This is a genomic window from Micromonospora sp. PLK6-60 (assembly GCF_019890675.1).
GTDB lineage: Bacteria > Actinomycetota > Actinomycetes > Mycobacteriales > Micromonosporaceae > Micromonospora.
In genome coordinates, this window is the sequence record NZ_JAIOAA010000024.1 from 40,347 (window position 1) to 59,296 (window position 18,950).

19 protein-coding genes are annotated in these 18,950 nt (G+C 73.2%); 6 read left to right on the forward strand and 13 right to left on the reverse strand.

Annotated elements, in window-relative coordinates:
* Positions 1–88 precede the first annotated feature (88 nt).
* Together K7640_RS27775 and K7640_RS27780 are read left to right on the forward strand one after the other, a co-directional pair.
* A complete protein-coding gene (locus tag K7640_RS27775) occupies positions 89–1,072 on the forward strand; it encodes a cation diffusion facilitator family transporter (protein WP_222957887.1) in 984 nt (327 codons plus the stop codon).
* A gap of 56 nt (positions 1,073–1,128) precedes the next feature.
* On the forward strand, positions 1,129–2,214 hold the full coding sequence (locus K7640_RS27780; protein WP_222957888.1) for a DUF3866 family protein: 1,086 nt from the start codon (positions 1,129–1,131) through the stop codon (positions 2,212–2,214).
* A 6-nt stretch (positions 2,215–2,220) separates the two neighbouring features.
* Here K7640_RS27780 and K7640_RS27785 read toward each other — a convergent pair whose 3' ends face one another.
* Positions 2,221–2,712 (reverse strand): carboxymuconolactone decarboxylase family protein, encoded by a 492-nt coding sequence (locus K7640_RS27785; RefSeq protein ID WP_222957905.1) that lies wholly within the window; start codon positions 2,710–2,712, stop codon positions 2,221–2,223.
* A gap of 306 nt (positions 2,713–3,018) precedes the next feature.
* Here K7640_RS27785 and K7640_RS27790 point away from each other — a divergent pair, with 306 nt between their 5' ends.
* Positions 3,019–3,963 (forward strand): hypothetical protein, encoded by a 945-nt coding sequence (locus K7640_RS27790; RefSeq protein ID WP_222957889.1) that lies wholly within the window; start codon positions 3,019–3,021, stop codon positions 3,961–3,963.
* 53 nt (positions 3,964–4,016) lie between these two features.
* On the opposite strand, the gene K7640_RS27795 is transcribed toward K7640_RS27790, so the two are convergent.
* The 3 genes from K7640_RS27795 to K7640_RS27805 all read right to left on the reverse strand — a co-directional run bounded on the left by K7640_RS27795 (position 4,017) and on the right by K7640_RS27805 (position 6,907).
* Complete coding sequence (locus K7640_RS27795; protein WP_222957890.1) at positions 4,017–4,211, reverse strand: hypothetical protein; 195 nt, start codon at positions 4,209–4,211, stop codon at positions 4,017–4,019.
* Between the two features lie 61 nt (positions 4,212–4,272).
* Positions 4,273–5,631, reverse strand: coding sequence for a Pup--protein ligase (gene pafA, locus K7640_RS27800; protein ID WP_222957891.1), 1,359 nt, complete (start codon positions 5,629–5,631; stop codon positions 4,273–4,275).
* 187 nt (positions 5,632–5,818) lie between these two features.
* Positions 5,819–6,907, reverse strand: a complete 1,089-nt coding sequence (locus K7640_RS27805; protein ID WP_222957892.1) for a LacI family DNA-binding transcriptional regulator — start codon at positions 6,905–6,907, stop codon at positions 5,819–5,821.
* 16 nt (positions 6,908–6,923) lie between these two features.
* Here K7640_RS27805 and K7640_RS27810 point away from each other — a divergent pair, with 16 nt between their 5' ends.
* Positions 6,924–8,159 (forward strand): sugar MFS transporter, encoded by a 1,236-nt coding sequence (locus K7640_RS27810; RefSeq protein WP_222957893.1) that lies wholly within the window; start codon positions 6,924–6,926, stop codon positions 8,157–8,159.
* On the opposite strand, the gene prcA is transcribed toward K7640_RS27810, so the two are convergent.
* From prcA to arc, 6 genes are all read right to left on the reverse strand, one after another.
* The gene (prcA, locus tag K7640_RS27815) at positions 8,156–8,989 is read right to left on the reverse strand and encodes a proteasome subunit alpha (protein WP_222957894.1); all 834 of its coding nucleotides are present in this window, start codon (positions 8,987–8,989) and stop codon (positions 8,156–8,158) included. The two genes, K7640_RS27810 and prcA, sit on opposite strands and share 4 nt — an antisense overlap.
* 63 nt (positions 8,990–9,052) lie before the next feature.
* Complete coding sequence (prcB, locus tag K7640_RS27820) at positions 9,053–9,892, reverse strand: proteasome subunit beta (RefSeq protein ID WP_222957895.1); 840 nt, start codon at positions 9,890–9,892, stop codon at positions 9,053–9,055.
* Positions 9,811–10,497 (reverse strand): endonuclease VII domain-containing protein, encoded by a 687-nt coding sequence (locus K7640_RS27825; RefSeq protein ID WP_222957896.1) that lies wholly within the window; start codon positions 10,495–10,497, stop codon positions 9,811–9,813. Before K7640_RS27825 ends, prcB begins: the two co-directional genes overlap by 82 nt.
* 21 nt (positions 10,498–10,518) lie before the next feature.
* Positions 10,519–10,728, reverse strand: coding sequence for a ubiquitin-like protein Pup (locus K7640_RS27830; protein ID WP_222957897.1), 210 nt, complete (start codon positions 10,726–10,728; stop codon positions 10,519–10,521).
* A gap of 107 nt (positions 10,729–10,835) precedes the next feature.
* Entirely contained in the window at positions 10,836–12,353 is a 1,518-nt protein-coding gene (gene dop / locus K7640_RS27835; RefSeq protein ID WP_374198134.1) for a depupylase/deamidase Dop, read from the reverse strand.
* A 165-nt stretch (positions 12,354–12,518) separates the two neighbouring features.
* Positions 12,519–14,300: a proteasome ATPase gene (gene arc / locus K7640_RS27840; RefSeq protein WP_222957898.1), complete on the reverse strand. Its 1,782-nt coding sequence runs from the start codon at positions 14,298–14,300 to the stop codon at positions 12,519–12,521.
* A gap of 178 nt (positions 14,301–14,478) precedes the next feature.
* Here arc and K7640_RS27845 point away from each other — a divergent pair, with 178 nt between their 5' ends.
* A complete protein-coding gene (locus K7640_RS27845) occupies positions 14,479–14,775 on the forward strand; it encodes a ferredoxin (RefSeq protein ID WP_222957907.1) in 297 nt (98 codons plus the stop codon).
* 56 nt (positions 14,776–14,831) lie between these two features.
* On the opposite strand, the gene K7640_RS27850 is transcribed toward K7640_RS27845, so the two are convergent.
* The 3 genes from K7640_RS27850 to K7640_RS27860 all read right to left on the reverse strand — a co-directional run bounded on the left by K7640_RS27850 (position 14,832) and on the right by K7640_RS27860 (position 17,741).
* The gene (locus K7640_RS27850) at positions 14,832–15,401 is read right to left on the reverse strand and encodes a hypothetical protein (protein WP_222957899.1); all 570 of its coding nucleotides are present in this window, start codon (positions 15,399–15,401) and stop codon (positions 14,832–14,834) included.
* A gap of 220 nt (positions 15,402–15,621) precedes the next feature.
* Complete coding sequence (locus K7640_RS27855; protein WP_222957900.1) at positions 15,622–16,590, reverse strand: tRNA (adenine-N1)-methyltransferase; 969 nt, start codon at positions 16,588–16,590, stop codon at positions 15,622–15,624.
* Positions 16,587–17,741 (reverse strand): site-2 protease family protein, encoded by a 1,155-nt coding sequence (locus K7640_RS27860; RefSeq protein ID WP_374198135.1) that lies wholly within the window; start codon positions 17,739–17,741, stop codon positions 16,587–16,589. Before K7640_RS27860 ends, K7640_RS27855 begins: the two co-directional genes overlap by 4 nt.
* A gap of 81 nt (positions 17,742–17,822) precedes the next feature.
* Here K7640_RS27860 and K7640_RS27865 point away from each other — a divergent pair, with 81 nt between their 5' ends.
* Positions 17,823–18,749, forward strand: a complete 927-nt coding sequence (locus tag K7640_RS27865) for a PD-(D/E)XK nuclease family protein (protein WP_222957901.1) — start codon at positions 17,823–17,825, stop codon at positions 18,747–18,749.
* Positions 18,750–18,950 lie beyond the last annotated feature (201 nt).

An 18,950-nucleotide genomic window follows, 5' to 3' on the forward strand; every position in this document is an offset into this window, starting at 1 on the left:
CACGGGTACCCCGGCGGGCGTGCCGCGCCGTGCGCCACACCCGGAGACACCCCACGGGGGACGCGGTCGCGGTCTTAGGGTGATCCGCATGCCGTCGGAAGCCGAAGCGAAGAGCGAGAGCGTGGGCACGGTGGTGGTGGCCGGCACGGCCAACCTCGCCATCGCCGTGGCCAAGCTGGTCGCCGGCCTGATCTCCGGCTCCGCCGCGATGCTCTCCGAAGCCGCCCACTCGGTCGCCGACACCACCACCGAGGTGCTGCTCTTCCTGGCGCTGCGCCGCGGCGCCCGGCCGGCCGACACCCGCCATCCGTTCGGCTACGGCAAGGAGAGCTACGTCTGGGCGTTCCTGGCCGCGGTGTTCACCTTCGTCGCGGGCGCCGGCTTCGCCATCACCCACGGCGTCACCACCATCCTCGTGCACAAGCACAGCGGCAACTACCTCGCCTCGTACGTGGTACTGGCGATCTCCTTCGTCATCGAGGCGGTGTCGCTGACCCGGGCCACCCGCCAGATCCGGCGTGAGTCCCGGCGCTGGATGACCACCCCCCGCCGGTTCCTCCGGCTGACCGCCGACACCACCGTCAAGGCGGTCTTCCTGGAGGACAGCGCCGCGCTGATCGGCCTGCTGCTGGCCGGCGTCGGACTCGGCCTGTCCCAGCTCACCGGCGACGAGCTCTACGACGGGCTCGCCTCCATCCTGATCGGCGTGCTGCTGCTGGTGGTCGCCGTCATCCTGGCCCGGAGCAACATCTCGCTGCTGGTCGGCCGGGCGGTCCCCGAACGGGTACACCGCGAGATCGAACGGGACCTGGCCGGCCTGCCCACCGTCGACCGGATCGACACGCTGATGACCATGCAGCTCGGCCCGCAGGACATCCTGGTCGCCGCGAAGGTCGACTTCCTGGACGAGGCCACCGGCGCCGACATCGAGGCCGCCGCCGACGAGGCCGAACGGCGGCTGACCGCCCGCTACCCGGAGGTGGCGTACGTCTTCCTCGATCCCACCCGCTCGCTGACCCGCCTCGACGGGCGCCACGCCCGGCGTACCCAGGAATCCACCGACGAGCCGTGACGGCGCGGGCGGACCCGGGCGACGGCGGCGGCACCGGCGCGGATAGCGTGCCGGTCATGGTGCGATGGCGGGCCGGTGCGGTCACGGCGGTACGGCGGCGGTGGGCCGGCGCGGTGGAACTCGACGTCACCCTGGCCGACTCGACCGCCGTGCGCGCCCTGGCCTACCCGGCCCTGGTCGGCGAGCCGCAGCCCGGCGACCGGGTGCTGCTCAACGCCGGCGCCCTGCTGATGGGCCTCGGCACCGGCGGGTACGCCCTGGTGGTGGCCCTGCCCGACCGGCTGCCGGCGGACCCGCCGCAGGCCGGCGACACCCGCGACGCCGGCCACCTGGTCAAGGCCCGCTACACCCCGTTGCAGCCGATCCTGCTCGGGGTGGACGAGGAAGCCTCCCCGCACCACGACCTGCTCGCCGCGGCGGAGGACGTCGGCGGCATGCCGGTGGTCACCGCCGACCTGCACTCGGCCCTGCCGGCGGTGCTCGCCGGGATCCGGGCCGACGCGCCCGACGCGCGGGTGGCCTACCTGCTCACCGACGGCGGGGCGTTGCCCGCCTGGTTCTCCCGCACCCTCGCCGGGCTCGCCGGTCACCTCGCCGGCACGATCAGCGTGGGGCAGGCCTTCGGCGGCGACCTGGAGGCGAGCACCCTGCACAGCGGCCTGCTCGCCGCCCGGCACGTGCTGCGCGCCGACCTGGCGATCGTCGCCCAGGGGCCGGGCAACCTGGGCACCGGCACCCGGTGGGGGTTCTCCGGGGTGGCCGTCGGGGAGGCGGTCAACGCCGTCGCCACGCTGGGCGGCCGACCGGTCGGCTCGCTGCGCGTCTCGGACGCCGACCCCCGACCCCGGCACCGCGGCGTGTCCCACCACAGCCTCACCGCGTACGGGCGGGTGGCGCTGGCGGCGGCGGACCTGGTGGTGCCCGACGGCCTGGACCCGGCGCTCGCCGCGCAGGTGCACGCGGCGCTGGTCCCGCTCGCCGCCCGGCACACCGTCGTCACCGTGCCCACCGACGGCCTCGACGCGGCGCTGCGGGCCAGCCCGGTCAGGCTGTCCACCATGGGTCGCGGGCTCGACGCCGACCACGCCTACTTCCTGGCCGCGGCCGCCGCCGGCCGGCACGCGGTACGCCTGCTCGGCTGACCGGACTCAGTCCGCCCGGTAGCCGTGCGCGACGATGCGGTCGGCGGCCCGCGCGTACACCTGCGGGTCGCGGGGCGCCCAGGTGCCCAGACCGTCGACGTAGCGGTTGAACATGCAGAACGCGGCGGCGATCAGCACCGCGTCGTGGATCTCCAGGTCGGTGGCGCCCGCGTCCCGGGCCGCCTCGACCAGCTCGGTGGTGACCTCCCGGCCGTCGCGCCGCACCGCCGCCGCGATCCGCAGCAACGCCCGCAGCTTCCCGCTCACCGGCGCGGAGTCGACGTCCCGGCGGACCTGCTCCACCAGGGACATCCCCGCCGGCAGTTGCGCGGCGGCGAACGCCGAGTGCGACGAACAGCAGAAGGTGCACTCGTTCAGGCCCGACACGTACGCGGCGATCAGCTCCCGCTCACCCGCCGTCAGCGTCGGGTGCGGGGCGCGCAGCAGCACCTCCGCGAGGTCGTTCAGCGGCCGGGCGGTCTCCGGGCGGAACCGCATCGGCCCGTTGATGCCCGGGTGGACCCGCTCGTCCAGACCAAGATCGATATGTGCGGTCACGGCACCCTCCGGTCGTCGCACGATCGCCGGTTCGACGCTCCCATCCGCCCCCGGTCGGGCGCACCTTCCGTCGTGCGCACCCCGGGCCGACCTGCGCACCCTCGGAGACGTGCCGCCGCCGAGCGCCGCCGGATCCTGAAGCAGGTACCCGGAACCCGTCCGCACCGGCCCGGACCGCCGCGACCGGCACCGCCGCCGGCCCCGACCACCGCGACCCGGTGCGGCCGTCTGCGAATGCGAGGCGTCATGGCACTGCGCGAACTCCCCCAGACCCAGCACCCGGTCGGCACCCCCGACCACCGGCCCGCGCACCCCGGCCGGGTGGCGCTGCTCAGCGCCGCCGCCGGCATCCTGCTCGCCGTCCTCTGGTCGTTCGAACTGGTCGACTCGGTCATCGGCGACAACGTGGCGAACACGGTGCTCGGCCACGACGCCAAGGGCACCGCGATCGGCGGCACCCTCGCCGGCCTGCTCTTCGCGTTCGTCTCCGGCTTCGCCGGCACCTTCACCGCCTGCAACATCGCGATGGCCGCCTCGATCGGACCGATGAGCCAGGTCTCCGGCGCCACCGGCGCCCACGGCACCGGCGCCGCCCTGCGGTCCCTGCTCCGGCCGGTCGGCTGGCTCGCCCTGGGCATGGTCACGGTCTCCGCCGGCTACGGCGCGATCGGCGTACTCCTCGGCGACCGGCTGCCGCAGCTGTCCACCGAGGTGGTCGACGGCGTGCCGGTCCGGCTCATCCAGTCGTTCGTGGTGTTCGGCGTCATCGGGCTGGTCCTGACCTACCTCGGCCTGGCCACCCTCGGGCTGCTCCCCGACGTCCTCGCCGGCCGGCCCGTCGCCCGGGTGGTGCTGATGGGCGCGCTGGTCGGCGGCTTCCTCGTCGGGCGCCCCTACCCGCTGTTCAACAAGCTCTTCCACTGGGCCGCCGAGACCGGCAACCCGCTGTACGGGGCGCTCGCCTTCACCCTCCAGTCGCTGGGCAACATCCTGCTGGTCACCCTGCTCATCGCGCTCGCGGTGGTCGTCAGCCGGGGCGGGTTCCTGCGCTGGATCGCCCAGCCCCGCCGGGCCACCCTGGTCGCCGGCGCGCTGCTGGTCGCCCTGGGTGTGTTCACCGTCGTCTACTGGGACCTGCGGGTGCCCGCCCACTTCGGCATCGGCTGGTTCCCGAGCATGCCGTACAACTGACGCCAGGCGCCCCGGCGGCACCGGGCGGCCGAGCGGCGCCGGCCCCCGGCGGCTCAGCCCACGAAGAGGATCAACGCCAGCCAGCCGCCGACGATCAACACCAGCGCCGCCGCCAACACCCAGGTGGGCACGGTGTACTCGCCACGCCGGTTGCGTTCGACCTCGGCGCGGATCTTCTCCCGCCGCCGGTCGATCCAGTTGGCCTTCTCGGCGCCGCGGTCGCGGTCGGAGGATTCGGAAGTGTTCATCGCGCCGCCAGCCTACCGGTCGGCCGCCGGCCGGTGCCTCGCACCAGCCGGCGGCCGAGCGTCACATGCTGGCGATCAACCGCTCCACCCGCTCGTCGTACGCCCGGAACGGGTCCTTGCAGAGCACCGTGCGCTGCGCCTGGTCGTTCAGCTTCAGGTGCACCCAGTCGACGGTGAAGTCCCGCCGCTTCTCCTGCGCGTGCCGGATGAACTCACCGCGCAGCCGCGCCCGGGTGGTCTGCGGCGGGGTCTCCTTCGCCTCGAAGATCTCCGGATCGGTGGCGATCCGGTCCACCTCGCCGCGCCGCTCCAGCAGCCCGTAGAGCCCGCGCCCCCGGCGCAGGTCGTGGTAGGCCAGGTCCATCTGCGCCACCCGCGGGTGCGACAGCGGCAGGTCGTGCTTGCGCTGGTACCGCTCGATCAGCTTCAGCTTGGTCACCCAGTCGATCTCCCGGGCCACCGGATCCAGGTCACCGGTCTCTACCGCCCGCAGCACCCGGCCCCACAGCTCCACCACCCGCTTGCCGGTCTGGTCCCCGCCCCGGCGCTCCACGAACTCGGTCGCCTTGGCCAGGTATTCCTGCTGGATCTCCAGGGCGCTGACCTCCTTGCCGGAGGCCAGCCGCACCTTGCGCCGGCCGGTGATGTCGTGCGACACCTCGCGGATCGCCCGGATCGGGTTCTCCAGCGTCAGGTCCCGCATCACCACCCCGGCCTCGATCATCCGCAGCACGATGTCCGCGCTGCCCACCTTCAGCAGCGTGGTGACCTCGTTCATGTTCGAGTCACCGACGATCACGTGCAGCCGGCGGTACCGCTCCGCGTCGGCGTGCGGCTCGTCCCGGGTGTTGATGATCGGCCGGCTCCGGGTGGTCGCCGACGACACCCCCTCCCAGATGTGCTCCGCCCGCTGGGAGAGGCAGTAGACCGCCCCGCGCGGCGTCTGCAACACCTTGCCCGCCCCGCAGATCAGCTGCCGGGTGACCAGGAACGGGATCAGCACGTCGGCCAGCCGGCCGAACTCCCCGTGCCGGGACACCAGGTAGTTCTCGTGGCAGCCGTACGAGTTGCCGGCCGAGTCGGTGTTGTTCTTGAACAGGTAGATCTCACCGGCGATGCCCTCGTCGTGCAGCCGCTTCTCCGCGTCGACCAGCAGGCCCTCCAGGATCCGCTCCCCCGCCCGGTCGTGGGCGACCAGGTCGGTGACCGAGTCGCACTCGGGGGTCGCGTACTCCGGGTGGGAGCCGACGTCCAGATAGAGCCGGGCGCCGTTGCGCAGGAACACGTTGCTCGACCGGCCCCACGACACCACCCGCCGGAACAGGTACCGCGCGACCTCGTCGGGGGAAAGCCGGCGCTGCCCGCGGTAGGTGCAGGTGACGCCGTACTCGGTCTCGAGGCCGAAGATTCGCCGCTCCATGATGTGACACTAGCCGCCCGAGGAGCCGGATGGGCAGTGCTCGATCACCCGAAGCGCCGCGGTCCACCCCCGGGACACGCACCACCTGCGGCATGTCGGCGCATCCGCCACCCCGCCGGGCACCCTGCGGCATGTCGGCGCATCCCGAGGCGCCCGCCGCCACCCCAGGGCGGTATGCGCCTCCTCGTCATCCGCCCGGCCGCCCGCGGGTCAGCTCGGGCGGCCGGGCGGTCGTCCGCGCCACGACCCGCCACTCGTGTCGCGGCGCGGGCGTCGGGTCGAGTCCGAGCGCCGTACGGGCGCAGTGCGCGCCCTGCTCGCGCAGGGACTGCGCCAGCGTGGTCAGCCCGGCGGGCGCGGCCGGGTCGCTGTCGTCCCAGCCGGTCACGGCCAGGTCGTCGGGCACCCGCAGGCCGGCGCCGGCCGCGGCGCGCAGCGCCCCGAGGGCGAGCTCGTCGCTCATCGCGGCGATGGCGTCCGGCGGGTCGTCCCCCCGGAGCAGCTCACCGGCGAAGGACTCGCCCTCGGCGCCGCGGTTGACCGGGCACACGGCCAGTCGCAGCCGCGCGGCCGGGTGGCCCGCGCGCGTCCACGCGTCCCGGAAACCCTCCCAGCGCCGGCGGGTGACCGGGAACCGGACGTCCGGCACCTCGTCGCCGGTGAGCAGCCGGCGGGCGCGAGCGCGGTCGAGCGGGAAGCCGAGCACCAGCGGACGCCGGGCCGCCGCGAACGCCACCGCTCCGATCGCGGCGGCCGCGGCGCGGTCGTCGATGCCGATCACGGCCATCCCCGGCCGGTCCGGGCCGGCGTGGACCACCGCGGGCAGGCCGGTGTCGGCGACGGCGTCCAGCACCGGATCGTCGTCGCTGGTGGTCCAGACGACGAAGCCGTCCACGGCGGCCTGGGCGACCCGCCAGGCGTCGGACGGCGCGCCGGTGATCGGTACGAGGGTCAGGCCGACGCCCTCGGCGGCGCACACGTCGGAGACCCCCGCGAGGAAGCGGGCCGCCTGCGGATCGTCGAAGGCGTAGCTCAGCCGCTCGCCGAGCACCACACCGAGCGAGCCCACCCGCCCCCGACGCAGCGAGCGGGCCGCCGGGTGCGGCCCGGGATAACCGAGCCGCTGGGCCGCCGCCCGCACCTTCGCCGTGGCCTCGGAAGAGACCCGGCCGGGCTGGGAGTACGCGTAGGAGACGGTCATCGGCGACACCCCGGCGGCGCGGGCCACGTCGCCCATCGTCGGGCGCCGCCTCGGGTTGTGGGCGGGGCGGTCCATGGCGCACACTCTACTTGTGTATCGATACACAGAGCGCCGGAAGGCCCTTCCCACGCCAGCCCCGGCGCCACCCGGTGGCCCGGGCGGAGAACCACCCCGGCCGGCCGCCTTCGTCCGGGACGCGCCGACCCTGCTCTCGTACGCGGCGCTGGGCTGCTTCACCTTCTGGCTGTACGCCTTCGGGCCGGCACTCACCCTGCTCCGCGACGAGCTGGGCTTCTCCTACTCGCTGCTCGGCGGCTACTCGGTGCTCTGGTCGGCCGGCGCGGTGCTGACCGGCATCGGATTCCCGTGGGCGGCCCGCCGCCTGGCCAGAGGCACCCTGCTGTGGTGCGCCGCGCTGGTCAGCGCCATCGGCGCCGCCCTGTTCACCCTCGGCGGCAACGTGCCCGTCACCCTGCTCGGCGCCGGGGTGCTGGGGCTGGCCGGCACGATGCTGCTCGCCGTGCTCCAGGCGACCCTGTCCGACCGGCACGGCCCTCGCCGGGACCGGGCCCTGACCGAGGCCAACATCGGCGCCGGCGCGTCCGCGGTGGTCGCCCCACTGGTCCTCGGCGCGCTGGCGGCCACCGCGGTCGGCTGGCGCGTCACCTTCGCCCTGCCCGCCGCCGTCCTCGCCGTGCTGTTCCTGCGCTACCGGCGCCAGCCGCTACCGACGACACCGCGCCGGCGCGCGGCCGGCCGAGCCGGCCGGCTGCCGCTGGCCTGCTGGCTGTTCGCCCTGCTCACCGCGGCCAGCTCGGCGATCGAGTTCTGCCTGGTGTACTTCGCGCCCCAACTGCTCCTCGACACCGGCCTGACCGCGGCCGCGGCCAGCACCGCGCTGAGCGGCAACCTACTCGGCATCCTGATCGGACGGCTGCTGGGCGCGGCGCTCACCCGCCGCCCCGGGCGCAGCGTCACCCTTCTCTACGCCTCGCTCGTGGGCACCGCCGGCAGCTTCGCGCTGTTCTGGCTCACCGACCAGCCCACCGTCGCCATCGTCGGGCTGTTCCTGTGCGGGGTGGGCATCGCGAACCTCTATCCGCTGGCGCTCGCGCTCACCCTCGACGCCGCCCCCGGCCGCGAGGACCAGGCCAACGCCCGCTCCCAGCTCGTCCTCGGCCTGTTCGCCGCCGCCGCCCCCTACCTGCTCGGCAGCCTGGCCGACCGGCACGGACTGGCCGCCGCCTTCGCCCTCGAACCGGTGCTGATCACCGGCTGCATCCTGCTGCTCTGGGGCGGGCTGCGCGCCCGCCCCAGGAGCACCTAGCCCTCCGGCTGGTCGGCCTGCTGGCCCTCCAGGTCCGCCGAGCCGGCCGACGTGGTCGGCTTGTGCGCCTCCTCCGTCGGCGTCGTCGGGGTCTTCGCCACCCCGGGCGCCGGCGCGGCGTCCGCCGCCTGGTCGCCCTCCAGCAGCGCGGTCAGCGCCGCGCCGGTGATCCGCCGGAACGTACGCCCCACCCGGCGCCGGTCCAGCACCGCCACCTCCAGCTGATTCGCGGCGATGGTCCGGGAGGCGCCGCCCTCCCCGCCCACGCTGCCCAGCGCGGCCACCGCCACCTTGACCGCCTCACCCAGCGACATGTCCGGCCGGTGCTGCGACTTGAGCACCCCGGCGATCGCGTCCGCCTGACCGCCCATCGCCATCCGGCCCGGCTCGTCGTTGACCGAGCCGTCGTAGGTGAGCCGGTAAAGCTCGTCGTCGTCCGCGGTGGCGCCCACCTCGGCCACGCAGATCTCCACCTCGAACGGCTTCGACTGCTCGGTGAAGATCGCCCCCAGGGTCTGCGCGAACGCGTTGGCCAGCGCCCGGCCGGTCACGTCCCGCCGGTCGTAGCTCAGGCCGTTCAGGTCGGCCATCCGCACCCCCGCCCGGCGCAGGTTCTCGAACTCGTTGTACCGGCCGACGGCGGCGAAGCCGATCCGGTCGTAGATCTCGCTGACCTTGTGCAGGGCGCTGGAGAGGTTCTCCGCGACGAAGAGCACCCCGTCGGCATAGCTCAGGACCACCGCGCTCCGACCCCGGGCGATGCCCTTGCGGGCCAGCTCGGAGCGGTCGCGCATGATCTGCTCGGGCGAGGCGTAGAACTGCATGGCCACGGCGGCGGTTCTCCTTCAGGGCGCTGTGCTGACGACTGCTGGGGTGCTGCGGGGCGGGGCGGCTCAGCCGCCCGGGTTCTCCATCCGGCCGGCCACCACGGCCTCGGCGATCGCCGCCGTCTCGGCGTCGGTGAGCCGGTGCGTGCCCTCGGCGGTCGCCGTCATCACCACCGGGTAGATCCGGCGGGTCAGGTCCGGCCCACCGGTCGCGGTGTCGTCGTCGGCCGCGTCGTAGAGCGCCTCGACCGCCAGCTTGACCGCGTCGTCGACCGACAGGCCGGCGCGGAAGCGCTTCTTCAGCGCCGACTTGGCGAACAGCGAACCCGAGCCGATCGCGTCGTAGCCGGTCTCCTCGTACGGGCCGCCGGTGACGTCGAAGCTGAAGATCCGGCCGGCCCGGTTCGGGTCGGCGGCGGCCAGGTCGAAGCCGGCGAAGAGCGGGACCACGGCCAGGCCCTGCATCGCCGCGCCCAGGTTGCCGCGGATCATCGAGGCGAGCCGGTTGGCCTTGCCGTCGAGGGAGAGCATCGCGCCCTCGATCTTCTCGTAGTGCTCCAGCTCCACCTGGAACAGTCGCATCAGCTCGATGCCGATGCCCGCGGTGCCCGCGATGCCGACCAGCGAGTACGCGTCGGCCGGGTGCACCTTCTCGATGTCGCGCTGGGCGATCAGGTTTCCCATCGTGGCGCGCCGGTCGCCGGCCATCACCACGCCGCCGGCGGCCGAGATGGCCACGATCGTGGTGGCGTGCGGCGCCAGGTCGGCGGCCATGCCCGGCGGCAGCGGCCGGCGGCCGGGAAGCATCTCGGGGGCCACCCGGCTCAGGAACGTGGTGAAGGAGGACGTCCCCGCGTTGGTGAACACATCTGGTAGACGCCCGGATGGATCAAAAGCCGCTGCCACGTGGTTCCTCTCAGGTACGTGATCGCCCTGGCCAGGGCCGTGGGGCTGTCCCGGAACTGGCCAAGACCGCCGTTACAGTTGAAGCAGAGTATCCCGCGCACCCACCCGGTGCGATGATCGTGGTCCAGATGTTGAGGATCTTCGCCGCCACAGATGGCGCAGACCCCGCCCTGCTCGGCGAGAAGCTCGTCGAACTCCTTCTGCCCGACGCCGTAGCGCTGGCGCAGGTGGTATTCACGGTTGCCGCCGTAGAGCCGCTGCTTGGTTTCCCGCGTGCGGGTGTTGTGGCAGGGCTTGCAGTAGGTGGCGTACCCACTGCTGTCGGAGCGGTTGCGGGGGAAGTCAGCCACGGGCTTGACGGTTCCACAATCCGCGCAGAAGCGGTGCCCATCAGGGACTTCCCGGGCACGCTTCACCTCACGGTTGTACTGGGTCTTCACCCGCTTGGCGTAGCTGGCCTTAGAACGCGTGTTGAAGCACGGCTTGCAGTAGCTGCCACGACCGCTGGGACGCTTGCTGCTCGCGCAGAACTCCTCGAGCAGCTTCCATTCCCCGCAGTCGCGGCAACGGCGGCGGCCATCCTGATCACCCGAACGAGGCGCCATGTCTGAATTGCCCCGGAATGATCACTGACCTCCTTTTTGTACGTAACCCCTCACGAACTCTTCTGCGTTCTCCTCCAGGACCGAGTCGATTTCGTCAAGCAGGTCGTCGACGTCCTCGGTGATCTCGGCGTGCCGCTCGGCCACCTCGGGGTTGGCCTGCGCGGTGGCCTCCTCGACCTCCTCGCCCTGGGTCGACTTGCCGGACTGGGTCTGGCCGCCCTCTTGCGCCATCAGGTCCTCCTCCACGATCGCCCTGCGATGAACTTACCTCGCGGGAGCGACGAAAAGCCCGCCGCGCGCCGGGTCGCGGCGCACGGCGGGCTCACCGGGTACGGCGGTCACCCGCCGGTCAGCGCCTCCAGCAGGTCCTTGGCGCTCGCGCACCGGTCGAACAGCTCCCCGACGTGCGCGCGGGTGCCCCGCTCCGGCTCCATCATCGGCACCCGGACCAGCGACTCGCGGCCCACGTCGAAGATGACCGAGTCCCAGCTCGCGGCGACCACCTCGGAGGCGTACTGGGCCAGGCAGCGTCCCCGGAAGTAGGCCCGGGTGTCGGCCGGCGGCTCGGTCATCGCGGTGCGGGTCTGCTCGTCGGTGAGCAGGGTCTTCATCGAGCCGCGGGAGACCAGCCGGTGGTAGAGGCCCTTCTCCGGGCGGACGTCGGAATACTGGAGGTCGACCAGCTGGAGCTTGTGCGAGCCCCAGCCGAGCTTCTCCCGCTCCCGGTAGCCCTCCAGCAGCCGCAGCTTGGCCACCCAGTCGAGCTCGTCGGCGCACTCGAACGGGTCACGACCGAGCCGGTCCAGCACGCTCTCCCAGCGGTCCAGCACGTCGGCGGTCTGCGGGTCCACGTCGGCGCCGTACCGGTCCTCCACGAAGGAGCGGGCCCGTTCCAGGTATGCCCACTGGAGGTCCAGGGCGGTCAGCCGGCGGCCGTCGCGCAGCCGCATCCGGTGCGCCAGCGACGGGTCGTGGCTGACCGCGCGCAGCTCGCTGACCGGGTCGGCGATGCCCAGGTCGGGGCCGAGCGCCTTCTCCTCGATCATGGTGAGGATCAGCGCGGTGGTGCCGACCTTGAGGTAGGTGGAGACCTCCGACAGGTTGGCGTCGCCGATGATGACGTGCAGCCGGCGGTACTTGTCGGCGTCGGCGTGCGGCTCGTCCCGGGTGTTGATGATCGGCCGCTTGAGGGTGGTCTCCAGGCCGACCTCGACCTCGAAGAAGTCGGCGCGCTGGGAGATCTGGAAGCCGCTGGAGCCGCCGTCCTGCCCGATGCCGACCCGGCCGGCCCCGCAGACGATCTGCCGGGTGACGAAGAACGGCGTCAGGTACGCCACGATGTCGGCGAACGGGGTCTGCCGCCGCATCAGGTAGTTCTCGTGGGAGCCGTAGCTGGCGCCCTTGTTGTCGGTGTTGTTCTTGTAGAGGTGGATGGGCTGGGTGCCGGGGATGGTGGCGGCCCGGCGGGCGGCCTCGGCCATCACCCGCTCCCCCGCCTTGTCCCAGCGCACCACGTCGAGGGGGTTGGTCACCTCGGGGGTGGAGTATTCGGGGTGGGCGTGGTCGACGTAGAGCCGGGCGCCGTTGGTCAGTATGACGTTGGCCAGCCCGAGGTCCTCGTCGGCGAGCGCCTCCGCCGGGTCGTACGCGGCGCCGGAGTAGGTGAAGCCGCGGGCGTCGCGCAGCGGCGACTCCTCCTCGTAGTCCCAGCGGGCCCGGCCCCCCCGGTTGAGTTCCGGGCGGGCCCCGTAGGCGTTGACCACCTGCGAGGAGGTGACCATCGGGTTGGCACCGGCCTGGGTCGGCACGGAGATGCCGTACTCGACCTCGGTGCCCATGATCCGTCTGACGCTCATCCGACCTACCGCTCTGCTCGCCGTCCCGGTCCCCCCGTCATGTCGAGCGTAGTCGCCGGGACGGCGGATGGGGGTGTGGCGGCGGCGCGGGCCGGTGGTGTCGCCGCGCGGGCCGGGACGCGCGGAGGCCCGCGGCGGGTGCCGCGGGCCTCCGTGGTGCGTTCGTTACAGGTACTGGCCGGTGTTGCTGGCGGTCTCGATGGACCGGCCGGCCTCGGCGCCCTTGCCGCCGGAGACGAGCGTGCGGATGTAGACGATCCGTTCGCCCTTCTTGCCGGAGATGCGGGCCCAGTCGTCGGGGTTTGTGGTGTTGGGCAGGTCCTCGTTCTCGCGGAACTCGTCGACGCAGGCGTCGAGCAGGTGCTGCAACCGCAGCCCCTTGCGGCCCGAGGTGAGGAACTCCTTGATGGCCATCTTCTTGCCCCGGTCGACGATGTTCTGGATCATCGCGCCGGAGTTGAAGTCCTTGAAGTAGAGGACTTCCTTGTCGCCGTTGGCGTAGGTGACCTCGAGGAAGCGGTTCTCCTCGGTCTCCGAGTACATCCGCAGCACCACGGCGTCGATCATCGCCGCCACCGTGGACTGCGGGTCGTTGCCGTGCTCGGTGAGGTCGTCGGGGTGCAGCGGCAGGCCGGAGAGGATGTATTTCGAGAAGATGTCCTTGGCCGCCTCGGCGTCCGGACGCTCGATCTTGATCTTCACGTCGAGCCGGCCGGGGCGCAGGATGGCCGGGTCGATCATGTCCTCCCGGTTGGAGGCGCCGATCACGATGACGTTCTCCAGCCCCTCGACGCCGTCGATCTCGCTGAGCAGCTGCGGGACGATGGTGTTCTCCACGTCGGAGGAGACGCCGGAGCCGCGGGTGCGGAAGACCGAGTCCATCTCGTCGAAGAACACGATCACCGGCGTGCCCTCGCCGGCCTTTTCCCGGGCCCGCTGGAAGATCAGCCGGATGTGCCGCTCGGTCTCGCCGACGTACTTGTTGAGCAGCTCCGGGCCCTTGATGTTGAGGAAGAAGCTGGTGTGCCGCTCCTTGCCCTCCCGCTCGGCGATCTTCTTGGCCAGCGAGTTGGCCACCGCCTTGGCGATGAGCGTCTTGCCGCAGCCGGGCGGGCCGTAGAGCAGGATGCCCTTCGGCGGCCGGAGCTGGTGCTCGCGGAACAGGTCGGCGTGCAGGAAGGGCAGTTCCACCGCGTCGCGGATCTGCTCGATCTGGGAGTGCAGGCCACCGATGTCGGAGTAGTCGACGTCGGGCACCTCCTCCAGGACCAGTTCCTCGACCTCGCTCTTCGGGATCCGCTCGTACGCGTACGCCGAGCGGGGCTCGATCATCAGCGAGTCGCCGGCCCGGATCGGGCTGCCGATCAGGGTTTCGGCCAGGTGGACGATGCGCTCCTCGTCGGAGTGCGAGACCACCAGCGCCCGGTCGCCCGGTGCGCCGTCGGGGCCCGCCAGCACCTCCTTGAGCATCACCACCTCGCCGACCCGCTCGTAGCCGAACGCGTCGACGATGTTGAGCGCGTCGTTGAGCAGAACCTCCTGGCCGCGCCGCAGCTCGTCGGTGTCGAGCGAGGGCGAGACGGCGACCCGGAGCTTGCGGCCGCCGGTGAAGACGTCCACGGTGCCGTCGTCGTGCTTGGCCAGGAAGACGCCGTAACCACTCGGTGGCTGCGCGAGGCGGTCGATCTCCTCCTTGAGCGTCACGATCTGCGCGCGAGCCTCCTTGAGGGTGCTCACGAGCCGTTCGTTGTTCTCGGTCAGCCGCGCCAACTGCGCCTGGGTGGCGGCCAGCCGCTCTTCGAGCTGCCGGACGTGTCGGGGGCTTTCGGTCAGCTTGCGCCGCACCAGAGCGAGTTCCTCTTGAAGGAACGCGACCTGCGTGGAGAGATCGTGGGCCTCCTTCTCCCACCGTGCGGCGCGCGAGTCCGCGTCGTCGCTGCGTGCCACGTCCCACCTCCCCGGGGGCTTGAACGTTCTTGCCTAACACTAGCCGCTGTGAGGGCGATTCGGTCCCACGCAACGCCCTCGTCACCGAACCTTGATCGCCAAGGGACGCCGGAAGGGGCCGGTCCGGGCGTTCGGGTACCGTCGGGGCGTGGGACGGGAGAACATGGGGGGTGCAGCGGTGGCGCAGGTCGCGACGGACCAGCTTCAGGTCTGGGTGGACCAGGATCTCTGCACGGGCGACGGCCTCTGCGTGCAGTACGCGCCGGAGGTCTTCGAGTTCGACGTCGACGGCCTGGCGTACGTCAAGGGCGCCGACGGGGAGCTGCGGCTGGCCCCGGGCAGCCGGGTCGACGTGCCGGAGCACCTGCGGCTCGAGGTGATCGACTCGGCGAAGGAGTGCCCGGGCGAGTGCATCCACGTGGTGCGCGCCGGCGACGGGGTCGAGGTGGCCGGCCCGGAGGCCGACGAGGAGTGAGCCGCGCCGTCACCTGAGTGACGTTGCGCACAATTCCCAACACCTGGCGTCACCCGTCAGAGCACCGGCCGGCCGACCACCGAGGCGACCAGCCGGGCGAACTCCTCCAGCCGGGCGATCTGCCCGGCGCCACCGTCGTCGAGGGTCTTGCCGAAGCGCAGCGCGTCGTGCCGCGGCGCGGCCGCGATCTCGTCGCCCGGCGGCGCCTCGTCCAGCGAGCTGAGCAGCAGGTAGACGTCGATGCTGTCGACCCGGATCTCGCCGTTCTCGGCCCGGGTGAGCCGCCGCCGGCAGCCCACCTCGGTGACGGTGGAGACCGGCACCACCCGCAGCGACGAGGTCATCGAACCCGGCGGCCCCTCCCCCGGCGGGACGTCCTCGCCGTGCCAGAGCACCAGCCGGCTGCCGTCGCAGACGACGACCTCCTGCCAGACCCCGTTCACCTCGTTGACGAAGCGTTCCAGGGTGAAGCCGAGCACCGAGGCGCCGCGCAGCACCCCACCGAGGGCCTCCAGGGCGACGTCCGGGTCGCGCAGGTAGGCCCGGGCGGCGGACTCCAAATCCTGGTACGGCGACCAGTCGGGAAAGACGGCGGGCACGTCACCGTTGAAGCCGGGTCGGCTCACGCAACCGCCCCCGACCGGTCGGTCCGCCGGCGGGGCCCCACCCCACCGCGCCGGACGCCGTTGCACCCGTCCATGCCACCGCCTCCCCAAGGCCGGTCCACGCCCGGCGGAACGATACGCCCGCGCGCGCGGGCGCCTGCACCCGCCCGGCACACCGTCCGGGTGGCGGGGCGGCCCGGCTCCGTCGCCCGGTTCGTCCCGTCCCGCCACCCCGGCGGGATCACCGCTGCTCAGGCTCCGCCGCGCCGCCCTCCGCGCCGGCGGCGGCCTGCCGGGCCGCCTCGGCCTCGCGCAGCGCCTGCCGCCGTTGCGCGTACGCCTCGGTGCCCTTGCTCGGCTTGCGCCGCCGCGGCGGGGCGGTGACGCCGGGGGCGAGCTTGCGCGCGGAGACCAGGAACGCGGTGTGCGCGATCATGCGGTGGTCGGGCCGGACCGCGAGGCCCTCGGCGTGCCAGTCGCGCACCAGCGACTCCCAGGCCCGGGGCTCGGTCCAGCCGCCGCGCTCGCGCAGCGCCTCCACCAGCTCGGACAGCTGCGGGGTGGTGGCGACGTACCCGATGAACACGCCGCCGGGCAGCAGCGCCCGCTCGACCATGTCGAGGGTCTCCCAGGGGGTGAGCATGTCGAGGATGATCCGGTCGAAGCCGGTCTCCGCGCACTGCGCGACGTCGCCGACGGTGAGGTGCCAGGCCGGGTGCGGGCCGTTGAAGAACGCCTCGACGTTGCGCCGGGCGATCTGGGCGAAGTCGTCGCGCACCTCCCAGGAGTGCAGCTCGCCCCCGACCCCGACGGCGCGCAGCAGCGAGCAGCTCAGCGCGCCGGAGCCGGCGCCGGCCTCGAGCACCTTCGCGCCGGGGAAGATGTCGCCCATGGCGACGATCTGCGCCGAGTCCTTCGGGTAGATGACCTGCGCGCCGCGCGGCATGGACAGCACATAGTCCGACAGCAGCGGCCGCAGGGCCAGGAAGGCGGTGCCGCCGCCGGCGGTGGTGACGACGCTGCCGTCGGGGAGCCCGATCAGGGTGTCGTGCTTGAGGATCCCGCGGTGGGTGTGGAACTCCTTGCCGGGCTCCAGCGTCACGGTGTGCATCCGGCCCTTCGGGTCGGTCAGCTGCACCCGGTCACCCGGCCGGAACGGCCCCCGGTGCACGGGAGGATCGGCCGGGACGGTGGAGGGATGTGCGGTCACGTGTTCATCTTCCGTTTGGGTTCCAGGAGCTGCGCCAGATCCGCGATGTGCAGAACGCCGACGACATCTTCGCCTGCGGTCACCACGTACTGCGCGCCCGGGTGGGTCTGCACGATCTCCATCACCTGTTCGCCGTCCAGGCCGACCGGCAGGACGGGTAGCTGGGTCAGCGGCCGGGACACCTCGTCGACCGCCACCCAGGGGCGGCGTTCGGCGGGCACCCGGCCGGCCCGGACCGGGTCGAGCAGGGCGACGGTGCGTCCGGCGCCGTCGGCCACGCCGACCGCCGCGCCGGGCGGGGAGTACGCGTCGCGCCGGCGCTGCGCCTCGGCGAGCGGGGTGCCGGTGGGCACGGCCAGCACCGGCCGGGCGAGCCGGCGCAGGTCGACCAGGGGGAAGCGGCGGCTGATCCGGGCGTAGCGGATGGACTGGCCGGCGCCGCGCCAGAGCGTGAACACCACGAGCAGCATCAGTGGCAGCGCGAGCGGGACGAGGATCCGGGCCAGGGTGAGCAGCACGACCAGGACCGCGGTGCCGACCGCGACGGCCCGGCCGACCCAGCCGGCGATCTCGGTGGCCCGGTGCCGGTCGCGGGTGAGCGCCCAGACGGCGGCCCGCAGCGCCCGGCCGCCGTCCAGCGGCAGCCCGGGCAGGATGTTGAACAGCGCGACGACGACGTTGCTCAGGGCCAGTTGCAGCGCCAACTGGTGGGCCAGGGTGTGCGGGGGCAGGGCCAGGGTGGCGCCGACGGCGAGCAGCCCGAGCACGGCGGAGACCGCCGGCCCGGCCAGGGACACCTGGAGGTCGACCCGGGCGCTCGGGGCGTCCCGGTCCATCTCGGTGTAGCCGCCGAGCAGTTCCAGGGTGATCCCGCGGACGCCGATGCCGTGCCGGCGGGCGGTGAGCGCGTGGCCGAGCTCGTGCAGCAGCACGGAGCCGAGCAGGGACACCACGAAGCCGAGCCCGATCAGGTAGCCGCCGAGCGGGGGCAGGCCGAGCCGGTCCCGGGCGAACTCGGCGTAGATCACGGTGACCACCAGGGTGAGCAGCAGCATCGACGCGTCGAGGTGCAGGGGCACCCCGAACACCCGCCCCACGGTCAGGCTGCGGCGCCGCCCGGGTCGGCGCGCTGGCCGGGTCTGCTGGTCCACCGGGTCGATGCTACGCGGGACGGATCATGCTCCGGTGCGGCGACGGCGCGGCTGTCACACCGGTGCCCTAACCTTCCGGGCATGACGGCGCAACCGGTGATCGACGGACAGGAAGCTCCCACCCCCGGCGGGTCGGGCGCGGCGCTGCCGCCCACGGTGCGGGCCTCGCTGTCGCCGTCGCGGGCCGCGGATTTCAAGACCTGCCCGCTGCTCTACCGCTTCCGCAGCATCGACCGGCTGCCCGAGCGGCCGTCGGTGGAGCAGGCCCGGGGCACGCTGGTGCACGCGGTGCTGGAGCGGCTGTTCGACCTGCCGGCGGCGGCGCGCACCCCGGCGGCGGCCGGCGACCTGGTGGCCCCGCAGTGGGACCGGCTGGTCACCGAGGAGCCCGAGTTGGCCGGGCTGTTCGACGCGGGCGACGAGGCCGCCACCGCCGAGTTCCTGCGCGCGGCGGCGGCGCTGCTGGAGGGCTACTTCGCGGTGGAGGACCCGCGCCGGCTGGAGCCGGCCGAGCGGGAGAGCCTGATCTCCGCGGTGGTCGACGACGAGCTGCTGATCCGCGGCTACCTGGACCGGCTGGACGTGGCACCGGACGGCGCGCTGCGGGTGGTCGACTACAAGACCGGCGGCGCGCCCCGGGAGGCGTTCGAGGCGCGGGCGCTGTTCCAGTTGAAGTTCTACGCCCTGGTGCTGTGGCGCACCCGTGGCGTGGTGCCGCGGGTGCTGCGGCTGCTCTACCTGAAGGACGCCGAGGTCTGCGACTACTCTCCGGACGCGGACGAGCTGCTGCGCTTCGAGCGCACGGTGGTGGCGCTCTGGCGGGCCATCGAGCAGGCCACGGCCCGGCAGGATTTCCGGCCCCGGCCGAGTCGGCTCTGTGACTGGTGCAGCCACCAGGCGCTCTGCCCCACGTTCGGTGGCACCCCGCCGCCGTTCCCGGTGGCCGCGCCCGCCGACCCGCTCACCGACGCCCGCTCCGGGCCGGCGGCGCCGGGCGCCGACGAGTGACCCCGCACCCGTCCCGGGGACGGTGGGACGCGGGCGCCGACGAGTGACCCGGGGCCCGTCCCGGGCGCGATGGGGGGCGGGCGCGCCCGGGGTCGGTGCGCGCACGCTTGACCGGGTGCCGGCCGTGGTGCTGGCGTACGAGTCGGGTCTGGTGCGCCCCCGGTCGTAGCCGACCGTCACCGCCGGACGCCGGCCGGCGGC

Coding starts and splice junctions, on each gene's coding strand:
- dop (WP_374198134.1), bottom strand. CDS start 12,353: ATGAGCGTCAGACGGATCATGGGCACCGAGGTCGAGTACGGCATCTCC.
- pafA (WP_222957891.1), bottom strand. CDS start 5,631: ATGGAGCGGCGAATCTTCGGCCTCGAGACCGAGTACGGCGTCACCTGC.
- K7640_RS27830 (WP_222957897.1), bottom strand. CDS start 10,728: ATGGCGCAAGAGGGCGGCCAGACCCAGTCCGGCAAGTCGACCCAGGGC.
- K7640_RS27825 (WP_222957896.1), bottom strand. CDS start 10,497: ATGGCGCCTCGTTCGGGTGATCAGGATGGCCGCCGCCGTTGCCGCGAC.
- K7640_RS27865 (WP_222957901.1), top strand. CDS start 17,823: ATGACGGCGCAACCGGTGATCGACGGACAGGAAGCTCCCACCCCCGGC.
- K7640_RS27785 (WP_222957905.1), bottom strand. CDS start 2,712: ATGCGGTTCCGCCCGGAGACCGCCCGGCCGCTGAACGACCTCGCGGAG.
- K7640_RS27775 (WP_222957887.1), top strand. CDS start 89: ATGCCGTCGGAAGCCGAAGCGAAGAGCGAGAGCGTGGGCACGGTGGTG.
- K7640_RS27795 (WP_222957890.1), bottom strand. CDS start 4,211: ATGAACACTTCCGAATCCTCCGACCGCGACCGCGGCGCCGAGAAGGCC.
- K7640_RS27780 (WP_222957888.1), top strand. CDS start 1,129: ATGGTGCGATGGCGGGCCGGTGCGGTCACGGCGGTACGGCGGCGGTGG.
- K7640_RS27790 (WP_222957889.1), top strand. CDS start 3,019: ATGGCACTGCGCGAACTCCCCCAGACCCAGCACCCGGTCGGCACCCCC.
- K7640_RS27805 (WP_222957892.1), bottom strand. CDS start 6,907: ATGGACCGCCCCGCCCACAACCCGAGGCGGCGCCCGACGATGGGCGAC.